Annotated in this window: 22 protein-coding genes and 1 pseudogene; 10 read left to right on the top strand and 13 right to left on the bottom strand. The window is 71.4% G+C overall.

Going from position 1 to position 25913, the window contains the following annotated elements:
- Nucleotides 1–30 precede the first annotated feature (30 nt).
- Complete coding sequence (locus ACZ4Z5_RS09905) at nucleotides 31–1410, bottom strand: FAD-binding oxidoreductase (RefSeq protein ID WP_468259243.1); 1380 nt, start codon at nucleotides 1408–1410, stop codon at nucleotides 31–33.
- A gap of 287 nt (nucleotides 1411–1697) precedes the next feature.
- Between ACZ4Z5_RS09905 and ACZ4Z5_RS09900 the strand changes: the two genes are divergently transcribed.
- The gene (locus ACZ4Z5_RS09900; RefSeq protein ID WP_468259240.1) at nucleotides 1698–2672 is read left to right on the top strand and encodes an alpha/beta hydrolase; all 975 of its coding nucleotides are present in this window, start codon (nucleotides 1698–1700) and stop codon (nucleotides 2670–2672) included.
- Nucleotides 2673–2795: 123 nt separating this feature from the next.
- On the opposite strand, the gene ACZ4Z5_RS09895 is transcribed toward ACZ4Z5_RS09900, so the two are convergent.
- The 5 genes from ACZ4Z5_RS09895 to ACZ4Z5_RS09875 form a co-directional block, all read right to left on the bottom strand.
- A complete protein-coding gene (locus tag ACZ4Z5_RS09895) occupies nucleotides 2796–4535 on the bottom strand; it encodes a SulP family inorganic anion transporter (RefSeq protein ID WP_468259237.1) in 1740 nt (579 codons plus the stop codon).
- 5 nt (nucleotides 4536–4540) lie between these two features.
- Nucleotides 4541–7333, bottom strand: a complete 2793-nt coding sequence (locus tag ACZ4Z5_RS09890; protein WP_468259234.1) for a cation-translocating P-type ATPase — start codon at nucleotides 7331–7333, stop codon at nucleotides 4541–4543.
- Nucleotides 7334–7420: 87 nt separating this feature from the next.
- Complete coding sequence (locus tag ACZ4Z5_RS09885) at nucleotides 7421–8530, bottom strand: polyphosphate kinase 2 family protein (RefSeq protein WP_468259231.1); 1110 nt, start codon at nucleotides 8528–8530, stop codon at nucleotides 7421–7423.
- 64 nt (nucleotides 8531–8594) lie between these two features.
- Nucleotides 8595–9158 carry a three-helix bundle dimerization domain-containing protein gene (locus ACZ4Z5_RS09880; protein WP_468259228.1) on the bottom strand — a complete coding sequence of 188 codons (564 nt, stop codon included), beginning with the start codon at nucleotides 9156–9158 and terminating at the stop codon, nucleotides 8595–8597.
- A complete protein-coding gene (locus ACZ4Z5_RS09875) occupies nucleotides 9155–9316 on the bottom strand; it encodes a hypothetical protein (protein WP_468259225.1) in 162 nt (53 codons plus the stop codon). Before ACZ4Z5_RS09875 ends, ACZ4Z5_RS09880 begins: the two co-directional genes overlap by 4 nt.
- 759 nt (nucleotides 9317–10075) lie before the next feature.
- Here ACZ4Z5_RS09875 and ACZ4Z5_RS09870 point away from each other — a divergent pair.
- Nucleotides 10076–10978: an endo alpha-1,4 polygalactosaminidase gene (locus tag ACZ4Z5_RS09870; RefSeq protein WP_468259222.1), complete on the top strand. Its 903-nt coding sequence runs from the start codon at nucleotides 10076–10078 to the stop codon at nucleotides 10976–10978.
- Between the two features lie 54 nt (nucleotides 10979–11032).
- Here the strand turns inward: ACZ4Z5_RS09870 and ACZ4Z5_RS09865 are convergent, their stop codons facing one another.
- Nucleotides 11033–11542 carry an ATP-binding protein gene (locus tag ACZ4Z5_RS09865; RefSeq protein ID WP_468259219.1) on the bottom strand — a complete coding sequence of 170 codons (510 nt, stop codon included), beginning with the start codon at nucleotides 11540–11542 and terminating at the stop codon, nucleotides 11033–11035.
- Between the two features lie 178 nt (nucleotides 11543–11720).
- Here ACZ4Z5_RS09865 and ACZ4Z5_RS09860 point away from each other — a divergent pair, with 178 nt between their 5' ends.
- Nucleotides 11721–12566 (top strand): helix-turn-helix domain-containing protein, encoded by an 846-nt coding sequence (locus tag ACZ4Z5_RS09860; RefSeq protein ID WP_468259615.1) that lies wholly within the window; start codon nucleotides 11721–11723, stop codon nucleotides 12564–12566.
- Nucleotides 12563–12760 (top strand): DUF397 domain-containing protein, encoded by a 198-nt coding sequence (locus tag ACZ4Z5_RS09855; RefSeq protein ID WP_468259216.1) that lies wholly within the window; start codon nucleotides 12563–12565, stop codon nucleotides 12758–12760. Before ACZ4Z5_RS09860 ends, ACZ4Z5_RS09855 begins: the two co-directional genes overlap by 4 nt.
- Before the next feature lie 196 nt (nucleotides 12761–12956).
- On the opposite strand, the gene ACZ4Z5_RS09850 is transcribed toward ACZ4Z5_RS09855, so the two are convergent.
- A complete protein-coding gene (locus ACZ4Z5_RS09850; RefSeq protein ID WP_468259213.1) occupies nucleotides 12957–13943 on the bottom strand; it encodes a DMT family transporter in 987 nt (328 codons plus the stop codon).
- Between the two features lie 67 nt (nucleotides 13944–14010).
- Here ACZ4Z5_RS09850 and ACZ4Z5_RS09845 point away from each other — a divergent pair, with 67 nt between their 5' ends.
- Nucleotides 14011–14877: an AraC family transcriptional regulator gene (locus tag ACZ4Z5_RS09845; RefSeq protein ID WP_468259210.1), complete on the top strand. Its 867-nt coding sequence runs from the start codon at nucleotides 14011–14013 to the stop codon at nucleotides 14875–14877.
- A gap of 115 nt (nucleotides 14878–14992) precedes the next feature.
- On the opposite strand, the gene ACZ4Z5_RS09840 is transcribed toward ACZ4Z5_RS09845, so the two are convergent.
- The 5 genes and pseudogenes from ACZ4Z5_RS09840 to ACZ4Z5_RS09820 all read right to left on the bottom strand — a co-directional run.
- The gene (locus ACZ4Z5_RS09840) at nucleotides 14993–16189 is read right to left on the bottom strand and encodes a M6 family metalloprotease domain-containing protein (RefSeq protein ID WP_468259208.1); all 1197 of its coding nucleotides are present in this window, start codon (nucleotides 16187–16189) and stop codon (nucleotides 14993–14995) included.
- Between the two features lie 55 nt (nucleotides 16190–16244).
- Nucleotides 16245–17510, bottom strand: coding sequence for an alpha/beta fold hydrolase (locus ACZ4Z5_RS09835; protein WP_468259206.1), 1266 nt, complete (start codon nucleotides 17508–17510; stop codon nucleotides 16245–16247).
- Nucleotides 17511–17626: 116 nt separating this feature from the next.
- Nucleotides 17627–18307 carry a GntR family transcriptional regulator gene (locus ACZ4Z5_RS09830; RefSeq protein ID WP_468259203.1) on the bottom strand — a complete coding sequence of 227 codons (681 nt, stop codon included), beginning with the start codon at nucleotides 18305–18307 and terminating at the stop codon, nucleotides 17627–17629.
- Nucleotides 18308–18363: 56 nt separating this feature from the next.
- Nucleotides 18364–19737: an aldehyde dehydrogenase family protein gene (locus ACZ4Z5_RS09825; protein ID WP_468259200.1), complete on the bottom strand. Its 1374-nt coding sequence runs from the start codon at nucleotides 19735–19737 to the stop codon at nucleotides 18364–18366.
- Nucleotides 19734–19941, bottom strand: a pseudogene (locus tag ACZ4Z5_RS09820) (proline racemase family protein); the annotation flags it as partial. The gene ACZ4Z5_RS09825 and the pseudogene ACZ4Z5_RS09820, both read right to left, overlap by 4 nt.
- 324 nt (nucleotides 19942–20265) lie before the next feature.
- On the opposite strand from ACZ4Z5_RS09820, the gene ACZ4Z5_RS09815 reads away from it, so the two are divergent.
- The 5 genes from ACZ4Z5_RS09815 to ACZ4Z5_RS09795 are packed head-to-tail and all read left to right on the top strand — an operon-like array spanning nucleotide 20266 to nucleotide 25909.
- Nucleotides 20266–22014 (top strand): ABC transporter substrate-binding protein, encoded by a 1749-nt coding sequence (locus ACZ4Z5_RS09815; protein WP_468259197.1) that lies wholly within the window; start codon nucleotides 20266–20268, stop codon nucleotides 22012–22014.
- A gap of 13 nt (nucleotides 22015–22027) precedes the next feature.
- Nucleotides 22028–22954, top strand: a complete 927-nt coding sequence (locus ACZ4Z5_RS09810) for an ABC transporter permease (protein WP_468259195.1) — start codon at nucleotides 22028–22030, stop codon at nucleotides 22952–22954.
- Nucleotides 22951–23937: an ABC transporter permease gene (locus ACZ4Z5_RS09805; protein ID WP_468259192.1), complete on the top strand. Its 987-nt coding sequence runs from the start codon at nucleotides 22951–22953 to the stop codon at nucleotides 23935–23937. The genes ACZ4Z5_RS09810 and ACZ4Z5_RS09805 overlap by 4 nt, the downstream gene beginning before the upstream one ends.
- Nucleotides 23937–24941, top strand: coding sequence for an ABC transporter ATP-binding protein (locus ACZ4Z5_RS09800; RefSeq protein ID WP_468259189.1), 1005 nt, complete (start codon nucleotides 23937–23939; stop codon nucleotides 24939–24941). The genes ACZ4Z5_RS09805 and ACZ4Z5_RS09800 overlap by 1 nt, the downstream gene beginning before the upstream one ends.
- The gene (locus ACZ4Z5_RS09795; protein ID WP_468259187.1) at nucleotides 24938–25909 is read left to right on the top strand and encodes an ABC transporter ATP-binding protein; all 972 of its coding nucleotides are present in this window, start codon (nucleotides 24938–24940) and stop codon (nucleotides 25907–25909) included. Before ACZ4Z5_RS09800 ends, ACZ4Z5_RS09795 begins: the two co-directional genes overlap by 4 nt.
- Nucleotides 25910–25913: the final 4 nt, after the last annotated feature.

Genomic DNA, 25913 nt, shown 5'->3' with positions numbered 1-25913 from the left:
CGTGGGACGTGCCCCGGGGCGGGACAGGCGTCAAGGCGTGAGGTAGGAGTGGAAGACCCCGTCCGGGTCGTAGCGCGCCCGGAGGGTCCGCAGTCGCTGCCAGTCGCCGGGGGTGAAGGACCGCTCGGCGCGGGTGGGGTGGGCGGTGAGGTCGGCCTCGGCGATGTAGTGGCCCGTGCCCAGGGGTGCCACGGCGTCCATCGCCCCGCGCAGCCAGCGCATGTTGGCGTCGTCCGCCGCGGGGTCGTCCCACACGGCGCAAGGGACGACGTAGCTGTCGCCGAGCACCGAGAACGCCATGTCGCGCAGCAGGTCCTCGTCGTGCGACGCGGGTGCGAAGGGGGCGAGGACGAGGGAGCCGGCGGAGGGTGCTCCGGCGACGACGTCACTCAGCCGGGGCAGCAGTGTGGCGAAGCCCGCGTCCGACCAGAGAGTGTCGGCGCCGTACCGGTGCCCCTGGGGCCAGAGATCGGCGCACGCCTTGTAGAGGGCGTCGAAGGACGTCGGTTCATGCGCCTCGTGGAAGAGGGCACGGTCGTCGAAGGGGCAGTTCCGGAGCGGCCCGAGGAGCCGACCGGCGTGCTCCTCCGAGTCCGCGAACGCGGTGGCGGCGACCATGACCGTCTTCGGCAGGGGCCGCTCCTGCGTCATGTGCGGGGCGGCCGTGCCGAGGACGAGAGCCAGCTCCACGGTCGGCAGGAGCTGCTCGGAGGTCAGGGTGGCCCATTCCGCCACCTGCTCGACCTCCGCGAGCGGGAAGGTGTACGTGGTCGACGCCATCGCCCCGGGCATCCGTTGCAGACGCAGCCGGAAGGCGGTGACGACGGCGAAGAAGCCCGGACCCGCTCCGCGAGCCGCCCAGAACAGATCCGGGTGCTCGCGCTCGTTGCAGCGGACCACCTCGCCGTCCGCGGTCACCGCCTCCACTTCGTAGACACTCCGGCAAGCCGGCCCCATGGCACCGGAGTTCCACCCGAGGCCACCGCTGAGGAGGTACCCGCCTACGGCGACCGACCCGCAGTGCCCCGTCGGGAAGGCCAGGCCACGTGCGGCGAACGCCGGAGCGAGGTCCCCGCCGGTGACGGCTGGTTGCACGCTCGCCGTCGCCGACGAGGCGTCGATGTCGAACCGCCGCAGCCGGGAGAGGTCGAGGAGCATGCCGTCGGAGCGTACGGACGACCCGGACCAGTCGTGGCCGCCCGACCGGACGGCGACCCGGAGTCCACGGGCACGCGCCAGCGCCAAGGCTTCCGGGACGTCCCGCTCCGAGGCCACCTGAACGATCATCTCCGGGAATCGCTCGGGCTTGAGCCCGTTCCACACCATGCGCGCCCGGACGGCTTCGTAGTCGGCGTCGCCCCGCTGCACGACGGTCCCTTCCAGACCTGTGGCCTGCCCTTGTTCGCTCATCACGGCTCCTGGACTTGCACCGGCTGCGGCAGCGGATGAAGCTGAGGATCCGGAGGGGTGCGGGAAACGCCGCGATTCGAAATGCGCAGTACAGGCGGAGGCATCCCTATTTTACCGGCTGCCTGGGAGGCGCGCGGCCCGGAGACGGGCGCGCGGCCCGGGGGCGAGCGTGCGGCTCGTGGCGACTGTGGGAAGGGGCAAGGGCCAGTAGTGCACGGCCACGACGGCCGCCGCCACCCGCGGGGCGCTGCCGCTGCCTCACCGCCTCTCGAACGGAGACGTCGACCATGCCCGACAGCACGTACACGCCCGGCACGCCCGTCCTGGAGCCCGCGGCCGCCGAGTTCGCGGCCGCCACGGCCAGTCCGCCCTATCTGTTCGAAATCCCCCCGGCGGAAGGCCGCAAGGCCGTCGACGAGGTGCAGTCCGGCGACATCGACAAACCTGCCGTGGACGAGGAGTGGATCAGCATCGGCGGCGGGCCGACCGGCTCGGTGCGTGCGCGGATCGTCAGGCCGGCCGGAGTCACCGGCCCGCTGCCCGTGGTTGTCTACCTCCACGGGGCGGGCTGGGTGTTCGGCAACGCGCACACCCACGACCGGCTGGTGCGCGAGCTCGCCGTCGGGGTCCGGGCCGCCGTCGTCTTCCCCGAGTACGACCGCTCGCCCGAGCACCGTTACCCGGTGGCCCTGGAGCAGAGTTACACCGTGGCCCGATGGGTCGTCACCGACGGGGCCGACAGGGATCTGGACGCCTCAAGGGTCGCGGTCGCCGGGGACTCGGTCGGCGGCAACATGGCAGCGGCGCTGACGTTGCTGGCGAAGGAGCGCGGCGATCTGCCGCTCGTCCAGCAGGTGCTGTTCTACCCGGTCACCGACGCCGCGTTCGACACGGGCTCGTACCACCGGTTCGCCGAGGGGTACTTCCTGCGCCGCGACGGCATGCAGTGGTTCTGGGACCAGTACACCACCGACGAGGCGGACCGCGCGAAGATCACCGCCTCGCCCCTGCGCGCCACGACCGAGCAGCTCGGCGGGCTTCCCCCGGCCCTCGTCATCACGGCCGAGGCGGACGTGCTGCGCGACGAGGGCGAGGCGTACGCGAACAAGCTCCGCGCCGCCGGAGTGCCCGTGGTGGCCACCCGCTACCAGGGCATCATCCACGACTTCGTCATGCTCGACGCCCTGCGCGGCACGAACGCGGCACAGGCCGCCATCGACCAGGCCACACACGTCCTGCGCCAGGCCCTGCGCGGATCGTGAGTCCGGCGGGCCGCCGCGGCCGCCGGACCACGGGTCCGCGCCGCGGCACGGCCCGTAACGAGCACCGCTGCTGCTGCGGCCGGGCTGCACCAGCCTTGTCCGGCCGGGCGGGAGCAGGCCCGTTCAGTGGCCTTCCGCACCACGGTGGCCGCCCTCGCCCCGGCACCAGGTCCGGTACGCGTCGACCGCCGTGGGCAGCGTGGGGAAGATCCGGTCCTCGCCCACGCTCCCCGTGAGCCCGTACGCGTCCAGCTCGACACGCAGATCCTGCTTGACCCGCGCCATGGCGAACTCGACCCCGCGGCCCTCCAGTTCCCTGCGCACTTCGTCCAGCGCGTCCAGTCCGGTGATGTCGACCTCCACGTTCGCCTCGGCGTTGAGGACGAACCACCGGACCGGGCTCTCCTGCTCGTCCACCGCCGCCAGGGCACGGCGCCGGAAGTCCTCCGCGTTGGCGAAGAACAGCGGGGAGTCGTAGCGGTAGACCACCAGCCCCGGGACGACCTCGGCCTGCGGGTAGTCGTCGACGTCGTGCATGCCCGCCATGCCGGGGACCAGCCCCTGCACGGCGTCGTGCGGGCGCGCCACCCTGGTCAGCAGCTCGGTGATCGACAGACCCACGGCCACCAGCACTCCGTAGAGGATGTCGAGGACCAGCACTCCGAGCAGGCAGCCGAGCGCCAGCAGGAACTCCCGCATCCGGAACGCCGCCAGCCGCCGGAACCCCGCCAGGTCGAGCAGCTTGACGGCGGCGTAGACGACCAGCGCGCCCAGCACGGCCGTGGGGGTGCTCACGAGCAGCTGACTGAGGAAGAGCAGCACGGCCACCACGCCGACCCCCGCAGCCAGCGCGTACAGCTGGGTACGCGCGCCCGCCGACTGCGCGAGTGCGGTACGGCTGGCGCTGCTGCTCACCGGGAACCCCTGGAGGGCGCCGGCACCGAGGTTGGCGGTGCCCAGGGCCAGCAGCTCCTGGTTGGCGTCCGGGCGCGGCCCGCCTTCGGTGGCGAAGGCGCGCGCGGTGAGGATGAAGTCGGTGTAGCCGACGAGCAGGACGCCGACGGCGGGCAGCAGCAGCCCCTGGAGGTCGGCGAGGGGTGGCAGCTCGGGGCGGGGCAGCCCGGCCGGGATCTCCCCGATCACCGGCAGGCCGCGGTCCTGGAGGTCGAACACCACTACCGCCACCGTGCCGAGGACGACGGCCAGGAGCGGACCGGGCACGCTCCGGGGCAGACGCGCCGCCACGAAGAGGAAGGCCAGGGTCGCGGCACTGAAGACCACCGTCGTCGGATCGGCCTCGGTCAGGTTCCCCAGGAAGGACACCAGCTGCGGGAAGAACCCCGATCCCTCGGTCGGGACGCCCGTGAGCTTGGTCAGCTGGTCGACGATCATGATGAACGCGACACCGGCCATGTAGCCGATCAGTACGGGCCGCGACAGCAGGTCGGCTACGAAACCGAGCCGTGCCGCCCACGCCACGAGGCAGATCAGCCCGACCGCGAGGGCGAGCGCGGAGGACAGGACGGCGTACCGGGCGGGATCACCCGCGGCAAGCGGCGCCACGGCGGTGGCGGTCATCAGCGCGGTCGTCGACTCCGGTCCGACCGACAGCAGCCGTGACGACCCGAAGACGGCGTACATCGCGATCGCGGGCAGGATCGCCCACAGTCCCACGACCGGCTGCAGTCCGGCGACGCTCGCGTACGCCATCACCTGCGGTACGAGGTAGGCCACGACGGTGACCCCGGCCACCAGGTCCCCGCGCAGCCAGTCGCGCCGGTAGCCCCTGAGCACGGCGACGCCGGGCACACGGGGTACGACCCGCCGCCACCCGTCGCCGGACCCACCGCTGTGCTCGGACATGGCGTTCACCGGACCGTGGCACCGGACCCGGACTCGGACTCGGCAACGGCCCCGGCACCGGCACCGGCACGGGCACCGGACCTGCGGGCCACGAACTTGCCCAGCTCCCAAAGGAACAGGAGAGCGACGGCGGCCAGCAGTGCCCAGCCGAACTGCTGGAGGTTGATCTCCGTGGTGCCGAGTACGCGGCGGAACCCGTCCATCTGGGTCACCAGCACCGCGAGCACGAACTGGCTCAGCGCGACCCGGTTCATCTGCTTGCTGTCGAACGTGCTCGTGCTCAGCACCGATTCCGTCTCGCTGCGGCACTCGAACGCGGCCACGATCAGGCAGAGCGCGAAGGCGGTGAACGCGATGGAACGGCCGATCTCCGCGCTGTCGAAGCGCGCCTCGCCCAGTTGGATCAGTCCGAGCAGGATGACCGTGATCGCCAGTCCGCTGAGGCCGACCGTGACCATCACGGGGCGGGTCAGGACCGACTCCCCTCGGGGACGCGGCCTGCGCCCCATGAGCCCGGGGCTCTCCTGGTCGAAGCCGAGCGCGAAGCCGAACGAGGCGTTGACCACGAAGTGGATCCACAGGACCTGCGGCGGGGTGAAGGGCTCGCCGGCCGCGATGTTGAAGACGGTGGCCCCGAGGAAGGTCAGGACGAAGGCGACCAGCAGCAGGAGCACGAACCGGATGTACTTGGTGAGGTTGTCGTAGATCTTCCGGCCCTGCTCCACGGCGTAGACGATGCTGGCGAAGTTGTCGTCGGACAGGATCATGCGGCCGGCGTTCTTGGCCACGTCCGTGCCGCTGCCCATGGCGATGCCGATGTCGGCGGACTTGATGGCGGGCGCGTCGTTGACGCCGTCGCCGGTCATCGCCACGACGTTGCCCTTCTTCTTCAGCGTGGCGGCGAGCAGCACCTTGTGCTCCGGCGCGACCCGTCCGACCACTCCGATGTCGTCGATACGGGCGAGCCGCTCGTGCTCCGGGAGCGCGGCGAAGTCGGCGCCGAGGACGGCCTCGCCCGGGATGCCCAGCTGCCGGGCGATCGCGGCGCCGGTGGTGACGTCGTCCCCGGTCACCATGCGGACCCGGATGTGGGCCTGCTGGGCGCTCGCCACAGCGGCCCGGGACTCCTCACGCGGCGGATCCACCATGCCGACCAGACTGGTCATCCGCAGGTCGGTGACCAGGGCGAGCAGGTCGCCCTCCGGGTCGAAGCAGGACGGGTCCAGATCCCGGATCGCGGCGGCCATCACCCGGCGCCCCTCACCGCCCATCCGCTCGATCTGCTCCTCCGCGCGCCGCTCCAGCTCGGCGTCCCACGGGACGGCCGTGCCCGCGGACAGGGCGGTGGTGGCCCGGGCCATCACGGCCGGAGCGGCGCCTTTGACGAAGCACCGCACCACCGGCCGTCCCGAGGCGTCGGCAGCCGAGGTGAAGGCGGCCATCAACTTGTAGTCCGGGTCGAACGGCAGCGTGGCGAGCCGGGGGAACCGCTGCCGGGTGGCCTCGATGTCCAGGCCCGCCTTGTGGCCCAGCACCAGCAGCGCGCCTTCGGTGGGATCGCCCACCACCTTGCCGTCCGCCAGCCGGGCGTCGCTGGCGACCACGTACGGCAGGATCGCGTCCTCGATCCCGGCTGACGAGCCCGCGGCGTGGTGGACCTTCCCTTCGAGGGAGTAGCCGGTGCCCGAGACGGTGTACCGGTCGGTGGGGCTCAGCACTTCGACGGCGGTCATCTGGTTCATCGTCAGGGTGCCGGTCTTGTCCGAGTTGATCGCCGAGGTGAAGGCCAGGGTCTCGACCGACGGCAGTTCCTTCACGATGGCGTTGCGCTTCGCCAGGTTGAGGCTGCCGACCGAGAGGATCGCCTGGGTGACCGTGGGCAGTGCCTCCGGGATGGCGGCGATGGCGAGCGAGACCGCGCTGACGAAGAGTGCGTCCCAGGCCTGGCCTCGGGTGCGGCCCAGGGCGAACATCACGATCATGGTCAGGCCGGCTGCCGCCGTGATCCACAGTGTCAGGGTGTTGAGCTCCCTGGTGAGCGGTGGCTCCTCCTTCTCGGTGGCGGCCAGCATCCCGGAGATCTTGCCGAGTTCGGTGCCGCGGCCGGTCGCGGTGATGACGAGAACACCGCTGCCATGGGTGACCGGTGTGTTCATGAACGCCATGTCGGACTGCTCCCCCGGCCCCAGCCGGGCGTCCGGCAGCGTCCCGGTGTCCTTCGCGGCGGGGACGCTCTCGCCGGTGAGCGCCGACTCGTCGATCTGCAGGGCGTGCGCCTCGACGATCCTTCCGTCCGCGGGCACCTGGTCCCCGGCGGCGATGAGCACGACATCGCCCACGACGAGCCGGTCGGCCGGGATCTCCGACTCCGTTCCGTCCCGCCGCACCCGGGCCGTCGCCTTCATCATCGATTTCAGGGCGTTCATCGCGCTCTCGGCCTTGCCCTCCTGCCGCAGACCCACGACCGCGTTGAACAGGGTCAGGACGATGAGCACGATCGCGGTACTCCACTGCCTGATGACCAGTGAGACGCCCGCGGCGATCACAAGGACGATCTGCATGTAGCTGCGGTACTGGTCGAGGAACCGCAGCCAGGTCGGCCGCGGCTTCTCCTCGGGCAGTACGTTCGGCCCGTTCGCGGCCAGGAGTCCGGCCGCCCTCGCGGCGGAGAGCCCGTCGGCGGGATCGACCCCGAACGCCGCCGCGACGTCCTGCGGAGAGCGCGCGTACCAGCGCTCCGGTGAAGGCGAAGGGGATCGTGGTTCCCCCGCAGGGGTCGGCGACACCGTCATCGTCATGCCTCCGATCGGGACCGCTCTGCGTCCGGTCCACCGGGTACTGTCCCAGGCCCACCGGATCCTGTCCTAGGTCCATCAGGCCCTCTCCTAGGAGCGCCTGGCCCTCTTCTTCCGCCGCTTCGCCCGCCGCTCGGCGGTGGAGGAGCGCTTCGGCTTCGTCTTACGGCGGGCGTGGCGCGGCTCAGCGCCGGGCCGCCCGGCGGGCCCTCCGGTGTCGTCGCCCTCGGCGGTCCGGCCGGTCCCCTCGTTCTCTCCGGCGAGCGGATGGGCGGCCGCGTAAGGATCGGCGGGGGCACCCTCGGGGGCTTCCTCCTCCAGTTCCCGCCTGACGGTCAGCAGGTCCCTGCGGGCGTCTTCGCCGGCCACGGGGTACTGGGGGTCGATCCCCATCAGCGTGTGCGCGAGAACCGCCGCCGTACAGATGCGCGCGAACCACTTCCGGTCGGCCGGCACGACGTACCAGGGCGCCCATTCCGTACTCGTGGCCGACAGCATCTCGGAGAACGCAAGCTGGTAGTCGTCCCACCGCCGTCGCTCCCGGACGTCGGAGGCGGAGAACTTCCAGTTCTTCTCGGGCAGGTCGATCCGCTTCAGGAAGCGAACGCGCTGTTCCTCGTTTGACAGGTTCAGGAAGACCTTGACCACCTTGAAGCCGTTGTCGGTGAGGTGGCGCTCCCAGTCGTTGATCTCCTGGTAGCGGCGCTCCCAGATCCCCGGCCTCCGCGCATCCGCGGGCAGCCGCTGCCGGTCGAGGAGCTCCGGGTGCACCCGCACGACGAGCACCTCCTCGTAGTGCGAGCGGTTGAAGATCGCGATGTCCCCGCGTGCGGGCAGTCTGCGGGCGTAGCGCCAGAGGAAGTCGTGGTCGAGCTCCTCGGTGGACGGCACCTTGAAACTGCTGACCTTCACTCCCTGGGGGTTCACCCCGCTCATGACATGGCGGATCGTCCCGTCCTTGCCCCCGGCGTCGAGCGCCTGGAGGCAGAGCAGCACACCGTACGTGTCCTGCGCGGCCAGCCGCTCCTGGTACTCGGCCAGCAGTGCCACACCCGTGCGCAGGAGTTCGGCGCCCTGTTCCTTCTTCAAGTGGACCTTGTAGCGGGGATCGAAGTCCTTGCCCAGGTCCACGCGCCTGCCCGGCTCGACCCGCAGCGGCTCGATGAGCTTCGCGATCCGTTCGGCCCTGATGTCCGCCATCGTCCTCGCCCTCCGCCCTTTCTCGGTCGCGGCGAACCCGCACGGCCCTGCACACGCGCCCTCGTCACGGCCCCGGTTCGGGCCCCGACTCGTGCGTCGCCTCCGCCGGTGGCGGCCGGAAGGCCTTCGGCCTCCACCACCGGCGCAGCGGGTTGCGCGCCGTGCCTCTCGTCGGGCGGCCCACCGCGCCGCGCTCTTGCGGCATTTCGGCTATCGGACCGCTCTGCATGCCGGCCGCCGCTGCCGGACCGCTCTGCATGCCGGCCGCCGCTGCCGGACCGCTCTGCACGGTGGCCGCCGCTGCCGGACCGCCGACGCGGCGCGTCGCGACGAGCATCCTCCGGACCCGGCGTTCGACCAGGATCGGGACGAAGGTCCTGATCCTCGCGTGGTTGAGTTCCCTGTAGGCCGCGCCGACCATGGCGTCGACGGCGGCCCCGTCGACCGAGGGGTGGGCGGACTTCAGACGCCCGGCGACCTGGTGGATCGCCACGAGTTCGTCCTGCCGCGCCCGTGCCCCGGCGTCCTCGGAGTCCACCGTCCGCGGAGCGGCCCGCGGGCCGGGCTCGTCCGCCGCCTCTCCGGGCGGAGGACGATCGGCGGCGGTCACGGACTCTTCGGGTGTCATGGCCGTATCCGCTCGGCTTCCGGGGCGCCGAGGCGAAGAGCGCCACGACGGACGGGGCCCTGGGACAGCAGGAGAGCGGCGTCGGCGGACAACCCGGGCGCCACCTGCTCCCGGGGCGCCAGGTCCACCACCCGGTGCGCGAATGTCACAGATTGCATGGCCCCTGGCCTCCAGACCCGACGATCCCGGGGCAGCCGTCGACGGGCGGCAAGCCCGCGCTGCCATTCTCCGGCCGAGCGGCCAAGATCGCCCGCCGGGTGCCGGCCCTACCGGAGTGTCCCGGGGCCCTCTCCAGGTCGTGCCACGCCGCGGACCCCCGGCTCGGGGTACTGGTGGCAGAGCCGGGTCACAGGGGTCCGTCCACATCCGCGGCGCACAGGCCCGCGCCCCGCGGGCCGTCGGGAAAGCCTCGCCGGGGTGCACGCGCCGCCGCGCGACCGCGGCCGACGGGCAGCGTCACGAACCTCACTGGCCCGCGGTCCGACGCGTCTTGCGGGGCTGGTGGCCGAAACGAGCCGGGACCGGGTCCGTGCCGCCGCCGGTCCTCACGGCTTCCCTGCGGGAGCCACGGGAAAGGCGCATCCCCGCGAGAGCCACGAGAACTGCAAGGGCCATCGGAACCGTCCCCGTCGAAGGTGATTCGCAGACGTGACCGTATCCTGTGGCGTTGGCGGCTGACTGCTTGCGCAGGGCAGCGGCCGTCGACCGCGCTTCGAGCGCAGGCGGCCCCTTCGGGTGAGAGGGTCGCCGAGTTGCCGAGCCACGTCCGCAACCGGCGTGTACTCCTGAGGTGTCCGTATCGGCAGCCGGGTGCCACCACGCCGGCCGTGCGGTTGGTCAGCCGGGTCTCGACTCGGCGGATACCGGTGCGGTGCGTCCGCGGCAGAACTGCCCCCTCTATCTGGAGCTTCTCGACAATGCGCAACCGGGTTCATCCCCACAGGTCTGCTGCGGCGCTGCTGGCGTCGGCAACCCTCGTCTCGTTCCTCGCCACCGCCTGCTCGGGCGGTGGCGGTGCCGAGGAGACACCGTCCTCGTCCGGGGCTGCGTCGACCGCGCCCGACGCGCCTTCGGGCAAGGGGGCCGGGGGACCGTCCAAGGTGACGCCTCCCCCCGCGCACGCGGGCTTCGACTATCAGCTCGGCGGTCCCTATACGCCTCCGGCCGGGGTGTCCGTCGTGGCCCGTGACCACACGGCGCCGCCCGCGCCGGGGGTCTACAACATCTGCTACGTCAACGCCTTCCAGGCCCAGCCGGGCGCGGAGAAGGAGTGGGATGCCGATCTGCTGCTCCGTGACAAGGACGGCGACGTCGTCATGGACAAGGACTGGGGCGAGGCGATTCTCGACATCCACACAGCCGCCAAGCGCAAGCGGATCGCGCAGAGGGTGAACGCCTGGATCGACGACTGCGCGGCCAAGGGCTACAAGGCCGTCGAACCGGACAACTACGACAGCTACACACGCGTACCCGACGGGCTGCTGACCGCGGACGACGCCAAGGCGTTCCTCTCCCATCTCTCCGCCCACGCACACGGGAGGGGCCTGGCCATCGCCCAGAAGAACACCGCGGAGCTCGCCCCGGCGCGCGAGGAGGCCGGCGTCGACTTCGCCGTGGTGGAGGAGTGCGGCCAGTACGACGAGTGCGGCGAATACACCGCGGCGTTCGGCACCGACGTGATCGTGATCGAGTACACCGAGCGTGGCCTGAAGCAGGCGTGCCGGGGCTGGGGCGACAAGCTCAGCATCGTCCGCCGGGACCGGGACGTCGTGCCCGCGGGCAGCCCGGGCCATCTCCGCAGCACCTGCAGCAATTCCTGACGCCCAGGTCTCATGGCGGCATCTGCACGCGGCGGAACCGCCGTCGGGTTCCTGTCACGTGGGGGACGAGAACGCACACTCCGCCCACACCGTCTTGCCCGGCCCCTCGGACCGCGGGTGCCAGCCCCAGCGGGAGGCGAGCCCTGCCACGACCAGCAGCCCGCGGCCGCCGGTGTCCTCGGCGCCAGGGGTGCACAGAGTCTCCGGCTGGGGCGGTGTCCGCTCGGTACGGGTGTCGGTGACCTCGATCCTGACCGTACGGGTGGCTTCCGTCACGTGCAGGAGCAGATGGAAGTCCCTGCCGGAGACGTGACCGTGCCGTACGGCGTTCGCGGTCAACTCGGCAACGACCAACACGATCGCCTCGTGCGGGCCGGTGCCGTACGTAACGCCCCAGGCGTCCAACCGGTGCGCGGCCAGTCTCCGGGCGAGGCGGGCGCCCCGCGGGGTGGAGGTGAAGCACATCGCGAAGGAGGGAACCCGTGGGGCGTGAGTGCTGTTCAAGTGGTCGGCCTTGCAGAGGGGTTGAGTAATACGGCTGTGGCTGCCGAGGTTGCTCGTCATACCGACAACGGTGTCGCCGGTCGCGTAGCGTGACCAGGGATGACGCACCGACGCGGCCCGTTGTACGCGCGGTGGCGGTACGAGTACGAGACGCGCGGCGTGACGGCGCCACGGGGACTGGCGTTGGGCCGGGAAGGCGGTGGCGGTGACCGAGGGTGCGGACACGGGGGCGGGGACCGTGGTGGCAGGCGACGAGAACGGCGTCGAACAGGCAGCGGCGGACACTTCAGGCCAAGGGGTGGTCACCGCGTTCGGGCAGACGTTGAAGACGCTGCGGGTGCGGGCGGGCCTGGAGCGCGATGAGTTCGGACGGCGGATCGGATACTCGGCGTCCACGGTCGCGTCGTACGAGCAGGGACGGCGGATCCCGTCGCCCAGGACCATCGAGCGGGCGGACGAGGTGCTGGGGGCGGACGGGCTGCTGACCGTGTGGAAGGAGCAGGTGGAACGGGCTCAGTATCCGGTGTTCTTCCAGGGGATGGCGAAACTGGAGAAGGAGGCCGTTGAGCTGCTCGTGTATGACGCCTTGGTGGTCAATGGCCTCCTCCAGACCGAGGAGTACATGAGGGCCCTGCTCGCCATGCGACGGCCTCCCCTGGACCAGGAAACGATCGACCAAAGAGTGACCGCGCGACTGGCCCGACAGGACATCTTCGACCGGCGCCCCACCCCATTGTTGAGTTTCGTGATGAACGAGGCGGTACTGCGGCACCGGTATGGCGGCAAAGACGTGCTGCGGGGGCAGTTGGAACATCTCCTACTGATCGGCGACAAGCGGAACGTGGAGATCCAAGTCATGCCGATCGTCAGCGAGGACAATGCAGGCGTAAACGGACCATTCACGGTCGTCACACGCAAGGACAGCAAGAAGTTCGTGTACTCCGAGGGACACGCGACCAGCACTCTGGAGACCGACCCGGAACAGACGGTTCTCGCCGCCGCCCGCTATGGGATTATCCGATCACAGGCTCTCACTCCGCGAGAGTCGCTGGAGTTCATCGAAGGATTGTTGGGATCGCTATGAACAACGCTGAGACCCCGACCGTCGCATCTGACCTCGCCTGGTTCAAGAGCAGCTACAGCGGAACCGAGGGCGGTCAGTGCGTCGAAGTAGCGGTCGGCGAGCAAGTTGTGCACATCCGGGACTCCAAGGCCGGGGCCGGACCCGTCATCCGTGTGTCGCGCCAGGCGTGGGCGGGGTTCGTCGGGGAAGCGTGAAGGTCGCAGGCGCACGAGAGCCCTGCCGCTCCTGTCGGGGCGGCAGGGCTCTCGCACACCGCTGTACGGGCAGGTAGGCGCTCGGCTTGCCGTCGCCTGCGGCCGGCGCTGCGCACACTCGTCGGTCGCACCGTCACGGCACCGGCCGGGGCGAGCGACGCCTGCCCGGGAGGAGTCCGTCGTCCGGCAGTCCCCGTCATGCGCTCCTGGCCGGTGTGGCCTCCCGAGCCGTCGGCTCGTCTGCCGCGGGAGGCTGCGCCTTGGCGTCAGCCGAGCGCCAGGGCAGCTTGCCCTGCGTCACCGCGAGCACGGCGCCCAGCACGAGCACCAGCGCCCCGGTGCCCTGGAGCCAGCCGAAGGACTCGCCCAGGAGAAGGGTGGCGCACAGTGTGTTGATGACGGGCACGTTGAACATCATGAGGGAGGCCTTTGCGGGACCCACGGTCCCGACTCCCTTGTAGTACAGGAGGTTCGCGACAGCTGCGGCACCGATCGCCAGGAATGCGGTGTTCAGCCAGACACTGGCCGGGAGGTCGCTCCACGCCACGTCGACCGCGTCGGGCGCTGCGAGGAGGCCGAGGAGCACGGCACCCGCGCAGGTCGCGTACGTTGTGGCTTTCAGCGGCTCGATGCCCGCGAGGACACGCGGTCCCGCCAGGGTGTAGGACGCCCAGCACACCGCACTGAGGAGGAAGAGGGCGTCGCCCAGGAGCCGGGACGAGCCGCCGGCCCCGCTGCCGCCGGCTCCGATGAAGAAGATGCCCGCGCCGGTGAGCCCGAGGGCCAGTCCGGTGACGCGTGCCCAGGTGGCCTTCTCCTTGCCGGTCACCAGAAGGAACGTACTCGTGAGGACGGGACTCATGACCGGGATGAGGATGCCGGCGTCCAAGGACGGGGCGAGCGACAGCCCCCAGAAGAAGAAGCCGTTGTAGGCGAAGACGCCCAGCACACCGGCCCCCGCCGCAAGCCATCCGTTGCGGGCCGGTACGCGCGCCGTACGGCTGCCGAACATCGCTACGGCCAACAGCAGGGCCAGCGCACCGCCGCCGAACCGCAGGAAGGCTCCCACGGAGTGCGGTACGTGCTCCACAACCGACTTGGAGCCGGCGAATGAGCTCCCCCAGAGCACCATCGTCACCATCAAGAGCGCATACGGATTGCTGAACCTGCTTGTCGTTCCCATACGCCGACCCTGCCCGACGGCTCCCCCCTCTGTCTTGAACGCTCGTGCGCGCGGCCACAATGGGGCCATGCGGAACGGAGACAGCTGGGTGCGGTACTGGCGGGACGAGGCCCGTCCCTTGGAGGCCATGCACGCGCACTTTCTCGATCACGTGTACGCGCCGCACAGCCACGACACCTACTCCTTCGGCATCACCGACCTGGGCGCGCAGACCTTCCGCTGTCGCGGGGCGCACCACACCAGCGGCGCCGGCATGGTGATGGCGTTCAATCCCGACGAGGTCCATGACGGCCAGGCTGCGGCAGAGCTGGGCTATCAGTACCGCATCGTGCACATCGGCCCGTCCGTGGTGCGGGAAACCCTCGGAGACGCGGCCGGTGACGGAACCGCAGGAGCGATGCCGCTGTTCGTACGCCCCGTGCTGACGGATCCGGTGCTCACGGGGGCGCTGGCCCGTCTGCACGAGGCGCTGGTTCATGGTGCCGACGACCTGGCGCGGGAGGAGCTCCTCACGGCCACCGTGCTCGCGCTCGCGGAGCGGGGCGCGACGCAGGCGCCGCGCAGGCGGACGCTGGGGGGCGAGGCGCAGCGCCGGGCCGCCCGGCGGGCCCACGCCCTGTTGAACGAGGCCTTCCTCGAACCGATGTCGGCGGACGACCTGGCAGCAGCAGCCGGCTGCAGCCGCTTCGCCCTGTACCGGGCCTTCCGCTCGGAGTTCGGCATGGCTCCGAGCGACTACCAGCGCCTTCTGAGGCTCCGTCGGGCACGGCAGCTGCTGGCCGGCGGGGTGCCACCGGCGGACGCCGCAGCATCCGCCGGTTTCTCCGACCACGCCCACTTCAACCGATGGTTCAAGCGCGCGTACGGCATCACTCCGGCGATCTACCAGCGCGCCGCATCCGCGCCCTCGGCGCGAAGGAGCCGCTGCAATTGACCGTGGACGTGATCGGGACCAAGGTCCGTGCCCTCGCCGACCGGGGGGCGCCCCGCGACCTGATCGACGTCTTCGCCGGTTCCCACCGCTGGGACATGGCCGACCTCGAAAAGACTCAGGTGGCGCTGAGCGTGACCACGTCCCCTGCCGGGCCGCCCGCGCGGACGTCGATGCGGACCCCGGTGTCCGGGTCGGTGAAGGTCTGGCCCGGCCGGTATGCCGCGAGGTCGAGCGGGGTGCAGCCGGCGGGCGGAGTCGCGGCGGGGTTGCCGTTCATGATCCGGACCGGGCCCTCGCCGGTCGGGGTCGCCGAGTCGATCCGGTAGATGAGGACGCCGCTCGAACAGGCGGAGGCGTCGTTGCGCCCGAGGCGGCGGGACTCGGCCACGTAGGCCGTGGTCTCGCCGGTGCGCAGTACGGCGATCTTGGTGCCGCCGGGGCGTTCCACCGGGGTCAGGCGTACGGTGCGGCGTCCTGGTCCGGAGAGGCAGGCGACCTGGCGGTCGCGGATCCAGCCCAGTTTCCACGAGTGCCAGCCGAGGAACTGCGGGGCAGCGCCCGCGATGTTGCCCATGACGTCCCAGCCGCCGACGTACTGGTGGGTGGGGCCGGTGAAGGAGTAGAGGTCGGGCAGGCCGAAGGTGTGGCCGGTCTCGTGGGCGACGACCTTGTGGCCCCAGCGCCACATGTCCTGGCCGAAGGTCACGGCCCACTTGAGGCGGGTGCCGTCGGCGGTCACACCGGGCGTGGCGGGGTCGTAGAGGTAGGTGGGGGAGAACGGGATCGCCGCCGCGGTCCGGGTGGGGATGATGTAGACCATGTCGTAGCGGGAGAGGTCCGCGTACGGGTCGGCGGCGGCGATCGCGTCGCGCACGTACTTCTCGTGGGTCTCGAAGGTGAGGCCGCGTGCGAAACCGTACGTGGTCGATTCCGCCGGCATGCGGATCCACTGGTGCAGGGAGTCGACGGCCAGGCGGAGGCGGTTGTGGCTGGCCGTCCGCATCCAGTCGGCGGCGGGGGCGAGGTGGGCGGCGTACGGTTCGGTGGCACCGGTGGCCGGCGCGTCGGGGAAGTCGACGAACAGGTTGAGGACACGGCGGGTTCCGGTGGCCGGCTGGAACTGGACTCGGTCGGTGTCGTGCCCTTCGTCGGTCCAGCCGGTCCGGCCGGGCAGCGCACATTCGGCGGCCGGGGAGGACGAAGGAGCCGTGGAGGCAGGCGGGGCGGCATGGGCCGTGGGAGCGAGGGCGAGGCACGAGGCGAGGGCGAGGACGGCGGCGAGGGGACGCGGTCGGGGTCTCGGCGCGGGCATGTCTCTCCTGTCGGAGCCGGCGGAAGTGGGGAAGGGAACGGAGCGGGACCGGGGGTCACGCGCGGCCCGCGGCCAGGTCCATCAGACGGGCGAGGACGCGGCCGCCGGAGGCGGAGACGCCGTCGTGCTCCCACTCGTTGGTGACCCAGACGCGGGTGGCGCCGACCTCGCGTGCCGTGCGCAGCGAGAGGCCCGCGTCGACGTACATGTCGTCGTGGTAGACGATCGCGGCGAGGGGGATCTCGTTGGCGGCGAGGCGGTGCGGGTCGTAGAGGGGTGGCCAGTCGGTGCGGGCGGCCAGCAGGTCGGCGGCATCGGCGAAGGGGCGCAGGCCGGTGATCTCCCGGAACATCCAGGGGTAGATCATCTCGCCGGTGAGCAGCAGCGGGTCGGCGTCCGCGGCGAACTCGGGGAAGGCGGCGAGGGCTCGGGAGGCCGCCCAGCCGGTCGGGCCGGCACCCTGCCCGTACAACGTCTCCTGGAGGACGGCGAAGAGCGGGGCGTCGGTGAAGCCCGTCAGGGTCATGGCCTGGTGGAGGAAGATGTCCGTGGGTGTGCCGTCCGCATCCAGGGCTTCGTCGAACAGCCAGTGCAGGCGTTCGAACCCGTCCCCCATGCCGAGCATGAGACCGAGTGTGCGCAGGCGGTGCGGGGTGAGCTTGTCCCCGTTCGGCAGGCGGATGTCGCCGGTCGCGAGGTGGTCGGCGAGCTTGCGCAGACGGGGGGCGTCCTCGGGGTAGCGGGCGTAGAAGTCGAGGACTCGGTCGCGGACGCGCGGGTAGGTGCGGGCGTAGACGTCGTCTGCGGTGGCCGTGAGGCCGGGCAGGCCGCCGGTGACGTAGCAGGCGCGCAGCCCTTCGGGCGCCTGGGAGAGGTAGGTGAGGGTGATGAAGCCGCCATAGCTCTGGCCGAGCGTCTCCCAGGGGGTGTCTCCGCAGAGGCGTCGGCGGATCAGTTCCGCGTCGGCCACGATCGCGTCGGCACGGAAGTGAGCGAGGTGGGCGGCGAGTCCGTCGGGTGTGGGGAAGCGGGCGGCGGAACGGGCGGTGACGGGGCTGGAGCGGCCGGTGCCTCGCTGGTCGAGGAGGAGTACGCGGTGCGTCTTCAGTGCCTGGTCGAGCCAGCCGGGCGAACCGGCCGACGGGCGGGGCGACTTGCCGCCGGGTCCACCCTGGAGGTAGAGCAGCCAGGGCAGTTCCTCGCTCACGCGGGCGGGAGCGGCGACCTCGCGGGCGAAGACCTCGATGGTGGGACCATCGGGGACGCGGTGGTCCAGAGGAACGGTGAAGGTGTGGTCGACGGTCGCGTAGGCGGAGTTCATGGATCCCTTTCACGGTCCACGAGTGAGCGTGACCGAACCGGTGAGGTGTGACATTGCATTGAAGTGTGCGTCGCGACGCCCGGCACGAGGAGCCCTCGGCCGCCCATAATCCCGTGCTATGTCCCGGCCGGCCTCTCGCCCTTGGCCCACAGGGAACGGACATGGCCCAGATGGCGGGTCATACACGCCTCCGCGCCCTCGGCGTCGCCGGTGAGCATGATGTCGAGGAGTACCAGGTGCTCCTCGGCGGACGGGACGAGGTTGCCGCGCTCGTCCAGAGCTGTGAGGCCGTACAGACGGGTCCGCTTGCGCAGGTCGCCGACGGTCTCGACCAGCCGTTCGTTGCCCGCGAGGCCGAGGAGTCCGAGGTGGAAGCGCCGGTCGGCCTCCAGGTAGCCGATGAGGTCGTGGTCGCGGGCGGCGCGCACGATCTCCTCGGCGACCGGACGCAGCGCCTCCAGCTCGTCGCGGGTGGCGGTGCGGGTGACGCGGCCGACGGTCGGGATCTCGATGAGCGCGCGGATCTCGGTGTACCCGTCGAGGTCGCGCTCGTCGACCTCGGTGACACGGAACCCCCTGTTGCGGACGGGCTCGACCAGGCCCTCACGGGTCAGGTCGAGCATCGCCTCGCGGACGGGGGTGGCGGAGATGCCGAAGTCCTCGGCCAGGACGGGTGCGGAGTACACCGACCCCGGCCGCAGCTCCCCCGAGATGAGCGCGGCTCGCAGGGCGTGGGCGACCTGGTCGCGCAGCCGCTCCCGGGACGCGTTGAGGTCGCGGCGGGTCAGGTGCCCCATGGTGGTGGTGATCCTTCCGTCTGGTCCGGACTCACCGCAGTGCGTTGTCGCGTTGCTCAATTGGGGGACAGCGTGTAGGTGCGGGTGGAGGTGTAGAAGTCCAGGGCCGCTCGGCCCTGTTCGCGCGGTCCGTGGCTGGATGACTTGGTTCCGCCGAAGGGGAGGTGGAAGTCCACGCCGGTGGAGGGGGCGTTGATCCGGATCATTCCGGTGTCGACCCGGTCGAGGGCGCCCAGGGCCGTTCCCAGGTCGGCGGTGTGGACCGAGGTGACCAGGCCGTACGGTACGCAGTTGGTGATCCGTACCGCGTGGGCGAGGTCGTCGGCGGGCAGCAGGGCGGCCAGGGGGCCGAAGACCTCCTCACGCAGCAGCCGGTGTCCCGGGGAGACCTTTTCGACAAGGGTGGGTGCCGCGTACCAGCCGGGGCCGGCCGGGACCGTGCCGCCGGCGAGTACGGGCAGCCCCTTCCACGCCTCGACGGCCCGGTCGCGGGCCCGCTCGCCGATCAGCGGGCCGCAGACGGTCGCCGGGTCGGACGGATCGCCGACCGGCAGCGCCCGCAGCGCCTCGGTGAGCGCCTCGCGCAGGGGGCCGAGCGCCGCACCGACGGCGATCACGCGGCTGGTGGCCGTGCACTTCTGACCGGCGTAGCCGGCCATGGCCGCGGCGATGTGGCCGGCCGCCCGCTCGATGTCGGCGTCCGGCAGGACGATCGCCGCGTTCAGGCCGCCCATCTCGGCCTGGACCGGGATGCCGCGCGCCGTCGCGGTGCGCGCGACGGCCTGCCCGACGGGGGTCGAACCGGTGAAGGAGACCACGTCGGCGGCGGAGACGAGTGCGGCACCCTCGGTGGCACCACCGGGCAGAACGGTGAACACCGCGGCCGGGACGGCCTGGTGGACGATCTCGGCGAGGCGCTGGGCACAGGCGGTGGCCTCGGGGGCGGGCTTGAGCACGACGGTGTTGCCTGCCGCGAGGGCCGGGGCCGCTTTCCAGCTCGGGATGGCGAAGGGGAAGTTCCAGGGCGTGATGAGTCCGGCGACGCCGTGCGGGCGACGCCTGGTCAGGAGGAGCCCGGGGCCGGCCGCGGGCTCGTGCACGGTGCCGGTGGGTTCGTAGGGCGCCTGGGCGTAGTAGCGCCAGATCGCGGCGGCTCGCGCGATCTCGGCTCTGGCTTCGGCGATCGGCTTGCCGACCTCGCGTACGGCGAGCGCGGCCAGTTCGCCGGCCGCCTCGTCGAGGGCGGCGGCGACGGCCCCCAGGGCGGCCGAGCGGGCGGCGGCCCCGGCGTGCAGCCAGTCCGGCTGGGCGGCGCGGGCCCGCTCGACTGCGTCGGCCGCCGCGAAGGCCCCGGGGGACACGATCCGCACGAGCACGTCGGAGGGATCGGCCGGGTTGCCGGAGACGAGGGGCGGAGAGGTGGTGGTCACAGGAGGAAACCTCCGGGGAAGGGGTCGTCCGGGTCGAGGAAGTAGTGGGCGGTACCGGTGATCCAGGCCCGGCCGGTGACCGTGGGGACGACGGCGGTCAGGTCGTCGACCTCGGTCTCGGCGATGAGCCGGCCGGTTGGTGCCGAGCGGGAGTTCACCCCGGGCATGGAGCCGGGCCATGCGGGCCGAGGTGCCGGTGCCGCACACGGGTTCCTTTCGTCAGCGGGTGGTCCGGCGACGGTCACCGGTGTCCGTCGGCGACGGCCTTCGCGGTGGCGGTCCGCACGGCGGCCTCCGTGGCGCCGGTGCGCGGGAGCACTAGTAACATTTCACATTGCACCGAGCTTGCCAAGACCCCGCCGAGGCGCGCCGTAGGACATGCCCGGCCTCGGCGGACCCCGAGGCGCGGACGGGACACGGATGAGTAACGGAGCCGCCGATGGGTTGTGAGTGCAATTTCACATTACTATGTTACGGGTCACATTCCAGCCGGTCTCAGGCTGTCCGCCCGCACTCGGAGTGACCCTTATGAACAAGCGCACGTGCACCACTCTGGCCACCGCCCTCGTGGCGGCGCTCACCCTCGGCGTCACCGCATGTTCCGGCGGGAGCGGAGCCGGCGACGACAACGGCCGCAAGAACCCCGTCACCGCCAACAACGGCGCGATGGTCGGCGGGACTCCGCAGAAGGGCGGCACCCTGACCGTCCTGTCCAACCAGGACTTCACCCATCTCGACCCCGCCCGCAACTGGGTGATGGGCGACATGGACTTCGGCACCCGGCTGCTGTACCGCACTCTCGTCACCTACAAGGCCGAACCGGGCGCGAAGGGGGGCGAGTTGACCCCCGACCTCGCCAAGGACCTCGGAACCCCCTCCAATGGGGCGAAGACCTGGACCTTCCGGCTGAAGGAGGGCCTGAAGTACGAGGACGGCACGCCCATCACCGCCCAGGACGTCAAGTACAACGTGGAGCGGTCCTTCTCCCCCGACCTGCCCGGCGGCCCGGACTACGCCGCCCGCTACCTCGCCGGCGCCGAGGGCTACCAGGGCCCCGCCCAGGGCAAGCACCTCGGTTCGATCAAGACCCCCGACGACCGCACGATCGTCTTCGAACTGCGCAAGCCCTTCGCCGAGTTCCCCTACGCCACGGTGCTGCCCACCTTCGCCCCCGTGCCCCAGGCGAAGGACAAGGGACCCCAGTACGACAACCGGCCCTTCTCCTCCGGCCCGTACAAGGTCGAGACCTACGCCCGCGACAAGCAGCTCGTCCTGGTACGCAACACCCACTGGGACCCGGCGACGGACCAGGTCCGCAAGGCGTACCCGGACCGGATCGTCGTGACGATGGGGCTGAAGGCCAACCAGATCGACGACCGGCTCATCGCAGGTTCCGGCGCGGACGCCTCGGCCGTGTCCTGGGGCAAGCTGCGCCCCGAGTCCACCCCGAAGGTGCTCACCAAGGCCGACGTCAGGGCGCGGCTGCTCGCCGAGTCGACCAACTGCACCGAGATGGTGCAGATGCATACCGGTCGTCCGCCCTTCGACAACGTGAAGGTCCGCCAGGCCGTGCAGTACGCCCTCGACCGCGAGGCCGTGCTCACCGCCTCCGGCGGCCCCGCGCTCAACGACCCGGCCACCGCCCTCATGCCCGGCTCCCTCTTCGACGGCGGCAAGCAGCCCGACACCCTGGGGATCCCGCTCACCGGCGACATCGCCAAGGCCAAGCAGCTCCTGAAGGAAGCCGGCCGGCCCGACGGCTTCGCCACCAGCATCACCGTGTCCAACGGCGACAAGGGGGTCGCCGAGGCCGTCCAGCAGGCCCTGGGCCGCGCGGGCATCAAGGTGACCATCGAGACCGTCGACCCGTCCGCGTTCTACGACACGATCGGGGACACCAAGAACCGCACCGACCTCGTCTACACCGGCTGGTGCCCCGACTACCCCTCCGGCTCGACCTTCCTGCCCTTCGTCTTCGACGGCCGCTACATCAAGGAGAAGGGCAACTCCGGCAACCACTCCCTCTTCCGCGACCAGGCGACCATGAAGCGGATGGACGAGATCGCCGCCATGGCCGACGCGGCCCAGGCGAACAAGGCCTGGCAGGAGCTCGACGGGCAGATCCTCGCCAAGGCCCCGACCGCGCCCGCCGTCGTCGAGCGCATGCCGCTGCTGCTCGGCACCAACATCGCCGGCGCCTTCGGCCACACCTCCTTCGGCGGGCAGATCGACTACGCGACGATCGGCCTCAAGAACCCGGCCACGAGCGGGAACTGAGGACCGGCCAGTCATGCCCACCGTCTCCACGCCCCTGACCGCGGGCAGCGGTCCCTGGCAACTCGCCCGCGCGGAACTGCGCCGCCGGCCCTCCGTCAAGGTCTCCCTCGCCGTCGTCACACTCTTCGTGGTCATGGCCGTGGCCGCCCCGCTGATCAGCGCGCTGGGCGGCTGGGGGCCCGAGGAGTTCGACAAGAGCGCCGTCGACCCGTACCTGGGCGGCCTGCCCATCGGGCCGCTCGGCGGTGTCTCGGCCGAGCACTGGCTCGGCGTCGAACCCGTCACCGGCCGCGACCTGTTCGCCCGGGTCGTACACGGCGCCCAGGTCTCCCTGCTCATCGCCTTCGCCGCGACGGCCATCGTCGTCGTCGCGGGGACAGCGGCCGGGATCGCGGCCGGCTACTTCGGCGGCCGCACCGACACCGTGCTCTCCCGTCTGATGGACCTGACCATGTCCTTCCCCTCCCTCATCTTCATGATCGCGATGATGTCGGTGGCCCGGGACGTCAACCGGATCGTCCTGATGACGCTGGTCATCGGCCTCTTCGGCTGGCCCGGGATCGCCCGCGTCGTCCGGGGCCAGACCCTCTCCCTCAAGCACCGCGAGTACGTCGACGCCGCCCGCGTGGGCGGCTCCGGCCCCTGGCGCATCCTGACCCGGGACATCCTCCCCGGCGTCGCCGGGCCGGTCATCGCCTACACGACCCTGATCATCCCCGGCATGATCGCCACCGAGGCGGCCCTCAGCTACCTGGGCGTCGGCGTCCGTCCGCCCACCCCGTCCTGGGGCCAGATGATCGCCGAAAGCGTCGCCTTCTACGACACGGACCCCATGTACTTCGTCGTCCCGAGCCTCTGCCTCTTCCTGACGGTGCTCGCGTTCACGCTGCTCGGCGACGCACTGCGCGACATCCTCGACCCGAGGGGGAGCCGCACGTGACCCTCTACCTCGCCCGCCGCCTCCTCGGCGTCACCGCCGTCCTGATCGCCATCGCCGCGGTCACCTTCACCATCTTCTACGTCCTGCCCTCCGACCCCGCCGCCGCGGCCTGCGGCAAGTCCTGCAGCGCCGAGCGCCTGGAGGCGATCCGCGCCCACATGGGCCTGGACCAGCCGCTGTGGCGCCAGTTCGCGGACTTCGCCGCCGGCATCTTCACCGGCCGCACCATGGGCAGCGGCCAGTACGCCCTGCGCTGCGAGTTCCCCTGCCTCGGCTACTCGTACGAGAACAGCGAGGGTGTGTGGGACCTGCTGCTCGACCGGCTCCCCGTCTCCGCCTCGCTCGCCCTCGGCGCCGCCGTGATCTGGCTGCTCCTCGGACTCTCCGCGGGCGTCGCGGCGGCCCTGCGCAAGGACACCCTCACCGACCGCGCCCTCATGGTCGGCGCGGTCGCCGCCGCCTCCCTGCCCGTCTACTTCACCTCGGTCATGCTGATCTACGGGCTCATCCGGGTGGCCGGGCTACTGCCCTATCCGCAGTACACGCCGTTCGGCGCCGACCCGCTCGGATGGGCCTCCAACCTGCTGCTCCCCTGGCTGGCACTCGCGATCCTGTACGCCGCCATGTACGCACGCCAGAGCCGCAGCTCGATGATCGAGACCATGGCGGAGCCGTACATCCGCACCGCCCGCGCCAAGGGACTCCCCCGCCGCACGGTCGTCGTCAAGCACGGGCTGCGCGCCGGCATGACCCCGATCCTCACCATCTTCGGCATGGACCTCGGCGGCCTCCTCGCCGGCGCCGTCATCACCGAGTCCATCTTCGGACTGCCCGGCATCGGACGGCTCTTCTACGGAGCGCTGTCCACCGGCGACCAGCCGGTCATCCTCGGCGTCACCCTGCTCGCCGCCGCTTTCATCGTCGTCGCCAACCTGGCCGTCGACCTGCTGTACGCCGTCGTCGACCCGCGAGTGAGGTACTGATGGCCGACACCGCGCCCCTTCTGTCGGTACGGGACCTCACCGTCACCTTCCCGACCAGGCGCGGCCCCGTCCGGGCCGTGGACACCCTGTCGTTCGACGTTCCGCACGGCCGCACCCTCGGCATCGTCGGCGAGTCCGGCTCCGGCAAGTCCGCCACCTCGCTCGCCGTCATGGGCCTGCACACCGGCGCCGAGGTCACCGGCTCCGTCACCCTCGACGGCCGCGAGCTCGTCGGACTGCCCGAGCGCGAGCTGAACCGGCTGCGCGGCAGGAAGATGGCGATGATCTTCCAGGACCCGCTCTCCAGCCTGCACCCGTACTACACCGTCGGCGAGCAGATCGCCGAACACCACCGGGTCCACTACGGCAGCGGCCGGAAGGCCGCCCGTGAGCGGGCCGTCGAGGCGCTCGCCGAGGTCGGCATCCCGGAGCCGCGGCGCCGGGCCGGCGAGTACCCGCACCAGTTCTCGGGCGGCATGCGGCAGCGCGTGATGATCGCCATGGCACTGGCCTGCGAACCCGATCTCCTCGTCGCCGACGAGCCGACCACCGCGCTCGACGTCACCGTGCAGGCCCAGATCCTGGAACTGCTCGCGCGGATCCAGGAGGAACGCGGGCTCGCCGTCGTGATGATCACGCACGATCTGGGGGTGATCGCCCGCGTCGCCCACGACGTCCTGGTCATGTACGGCGGCCGGGCGGCCGAACAGGCCCCGGTGGACGTCCTGTTCGCCTCCCCCGCCCACCCGTACACCCGCGGCCTGCTCGACTCCCTGCCCCGGCTCGACGACCCGGACGACATCCCGCTGCGGGCGATCCCCGGCAGCCCGCCGTCCCTGCTCGCCCCGGCACCGGGCTGCACGTTCGCCCCGCGCTGCCCGCGCGCCGCCGCGGCCCCGGACGACGAGCGCTCGCGCTGCGAGACCGAGCGCCCGGCGCTCGACGGCCCGGACGGGCATCCGGCCGCCTGCCACTTCCCCGCGCACGAAGGCGTCGCCCCATGAAGACAGAACCCCTCCTGTCCGTACGCGAGTTGACGACCACCTTCCCGGGGAGGCGGCGCGCCGCCCCGATCCGGGCCGTCGACGGCGTCAGCTTCGACATCTCGGCCGGCGAGACCCTGGGGCTGGTCGGCGAGTCCGGCTGCGGCAAGTCGACCACCGGCCGCACCATCGTCCGGCTCCTGGAACCCGCCTCCGGCTCCGTCCTGTACGACGGGCGCGACATCGGCCACATGTCGCAGCGGGAGCTCAAGCCGCTCCGCCGCGAACTCCAGATGGTCTTCCAGGACCCGCACTCCTCTCTCAACCCCCGGCAGAGCGTGGCCCGGATCATCTCCGACCCGCTGCTGGTGCAGGGGAGTTCGGTGAGCGACGCACGCGAGCGGGCGGTGGAGTTGATGGAGCTCGTCGGCCTCATCCCCGAGCACGTCGACCGCTATCCCCACGAGTTCTCCGGCGGGCAGGCGCAGCGCATCGGCATCGCCCGCGCGCTCGCGACGAGCCCCCGGCTGGTCGTCGCGGACGAACCGGTGTCCGCCCTCGACGTCTCCGTGCAGGCGCAGATCGTCAACCTGATGGAGCGGCTCCAGCACGAACTCGGTCTCGCGTACCTCTTCATCGCCCACGACCTGTCCGTGGTGAAGCGGGTCTGCAGCCGGGTCGCGGTGATGTACCTCGGCCGGATCGTGGAGATCGGCGACAAGGAACGCGTGTACGGTGCGCCCGCCCACCCGTACACACGGGCGCTGCTCTCGGCGGTGCCGCTGCCCGACCCGGCCGCCGAGCGGATCCGGGAACGCATCACCCTCCTCGGTGACCCCCCGAGCCCGGCCGCTCCCCCGCCCGGCTGTACCTTCCACCCCCGCTGCCCGAAAGCGCAGCCGGTCTGCCGCACCGAAGCACCGGCCCTGCGGACCGCCGCACCGGGCGAGGCCCGTCAGGTGGCCTGCCACTTCCCCGAGAGCGCCTGACGGG

This window comes from Streptomyces sp. NPDC030222 (assembly GCF_055573115.1).
The sequence above is the reverse complement of the archived record's forward strand: the minus strand, read 5'-3'. Positions and strand labels throughout refer to the sequence as shown.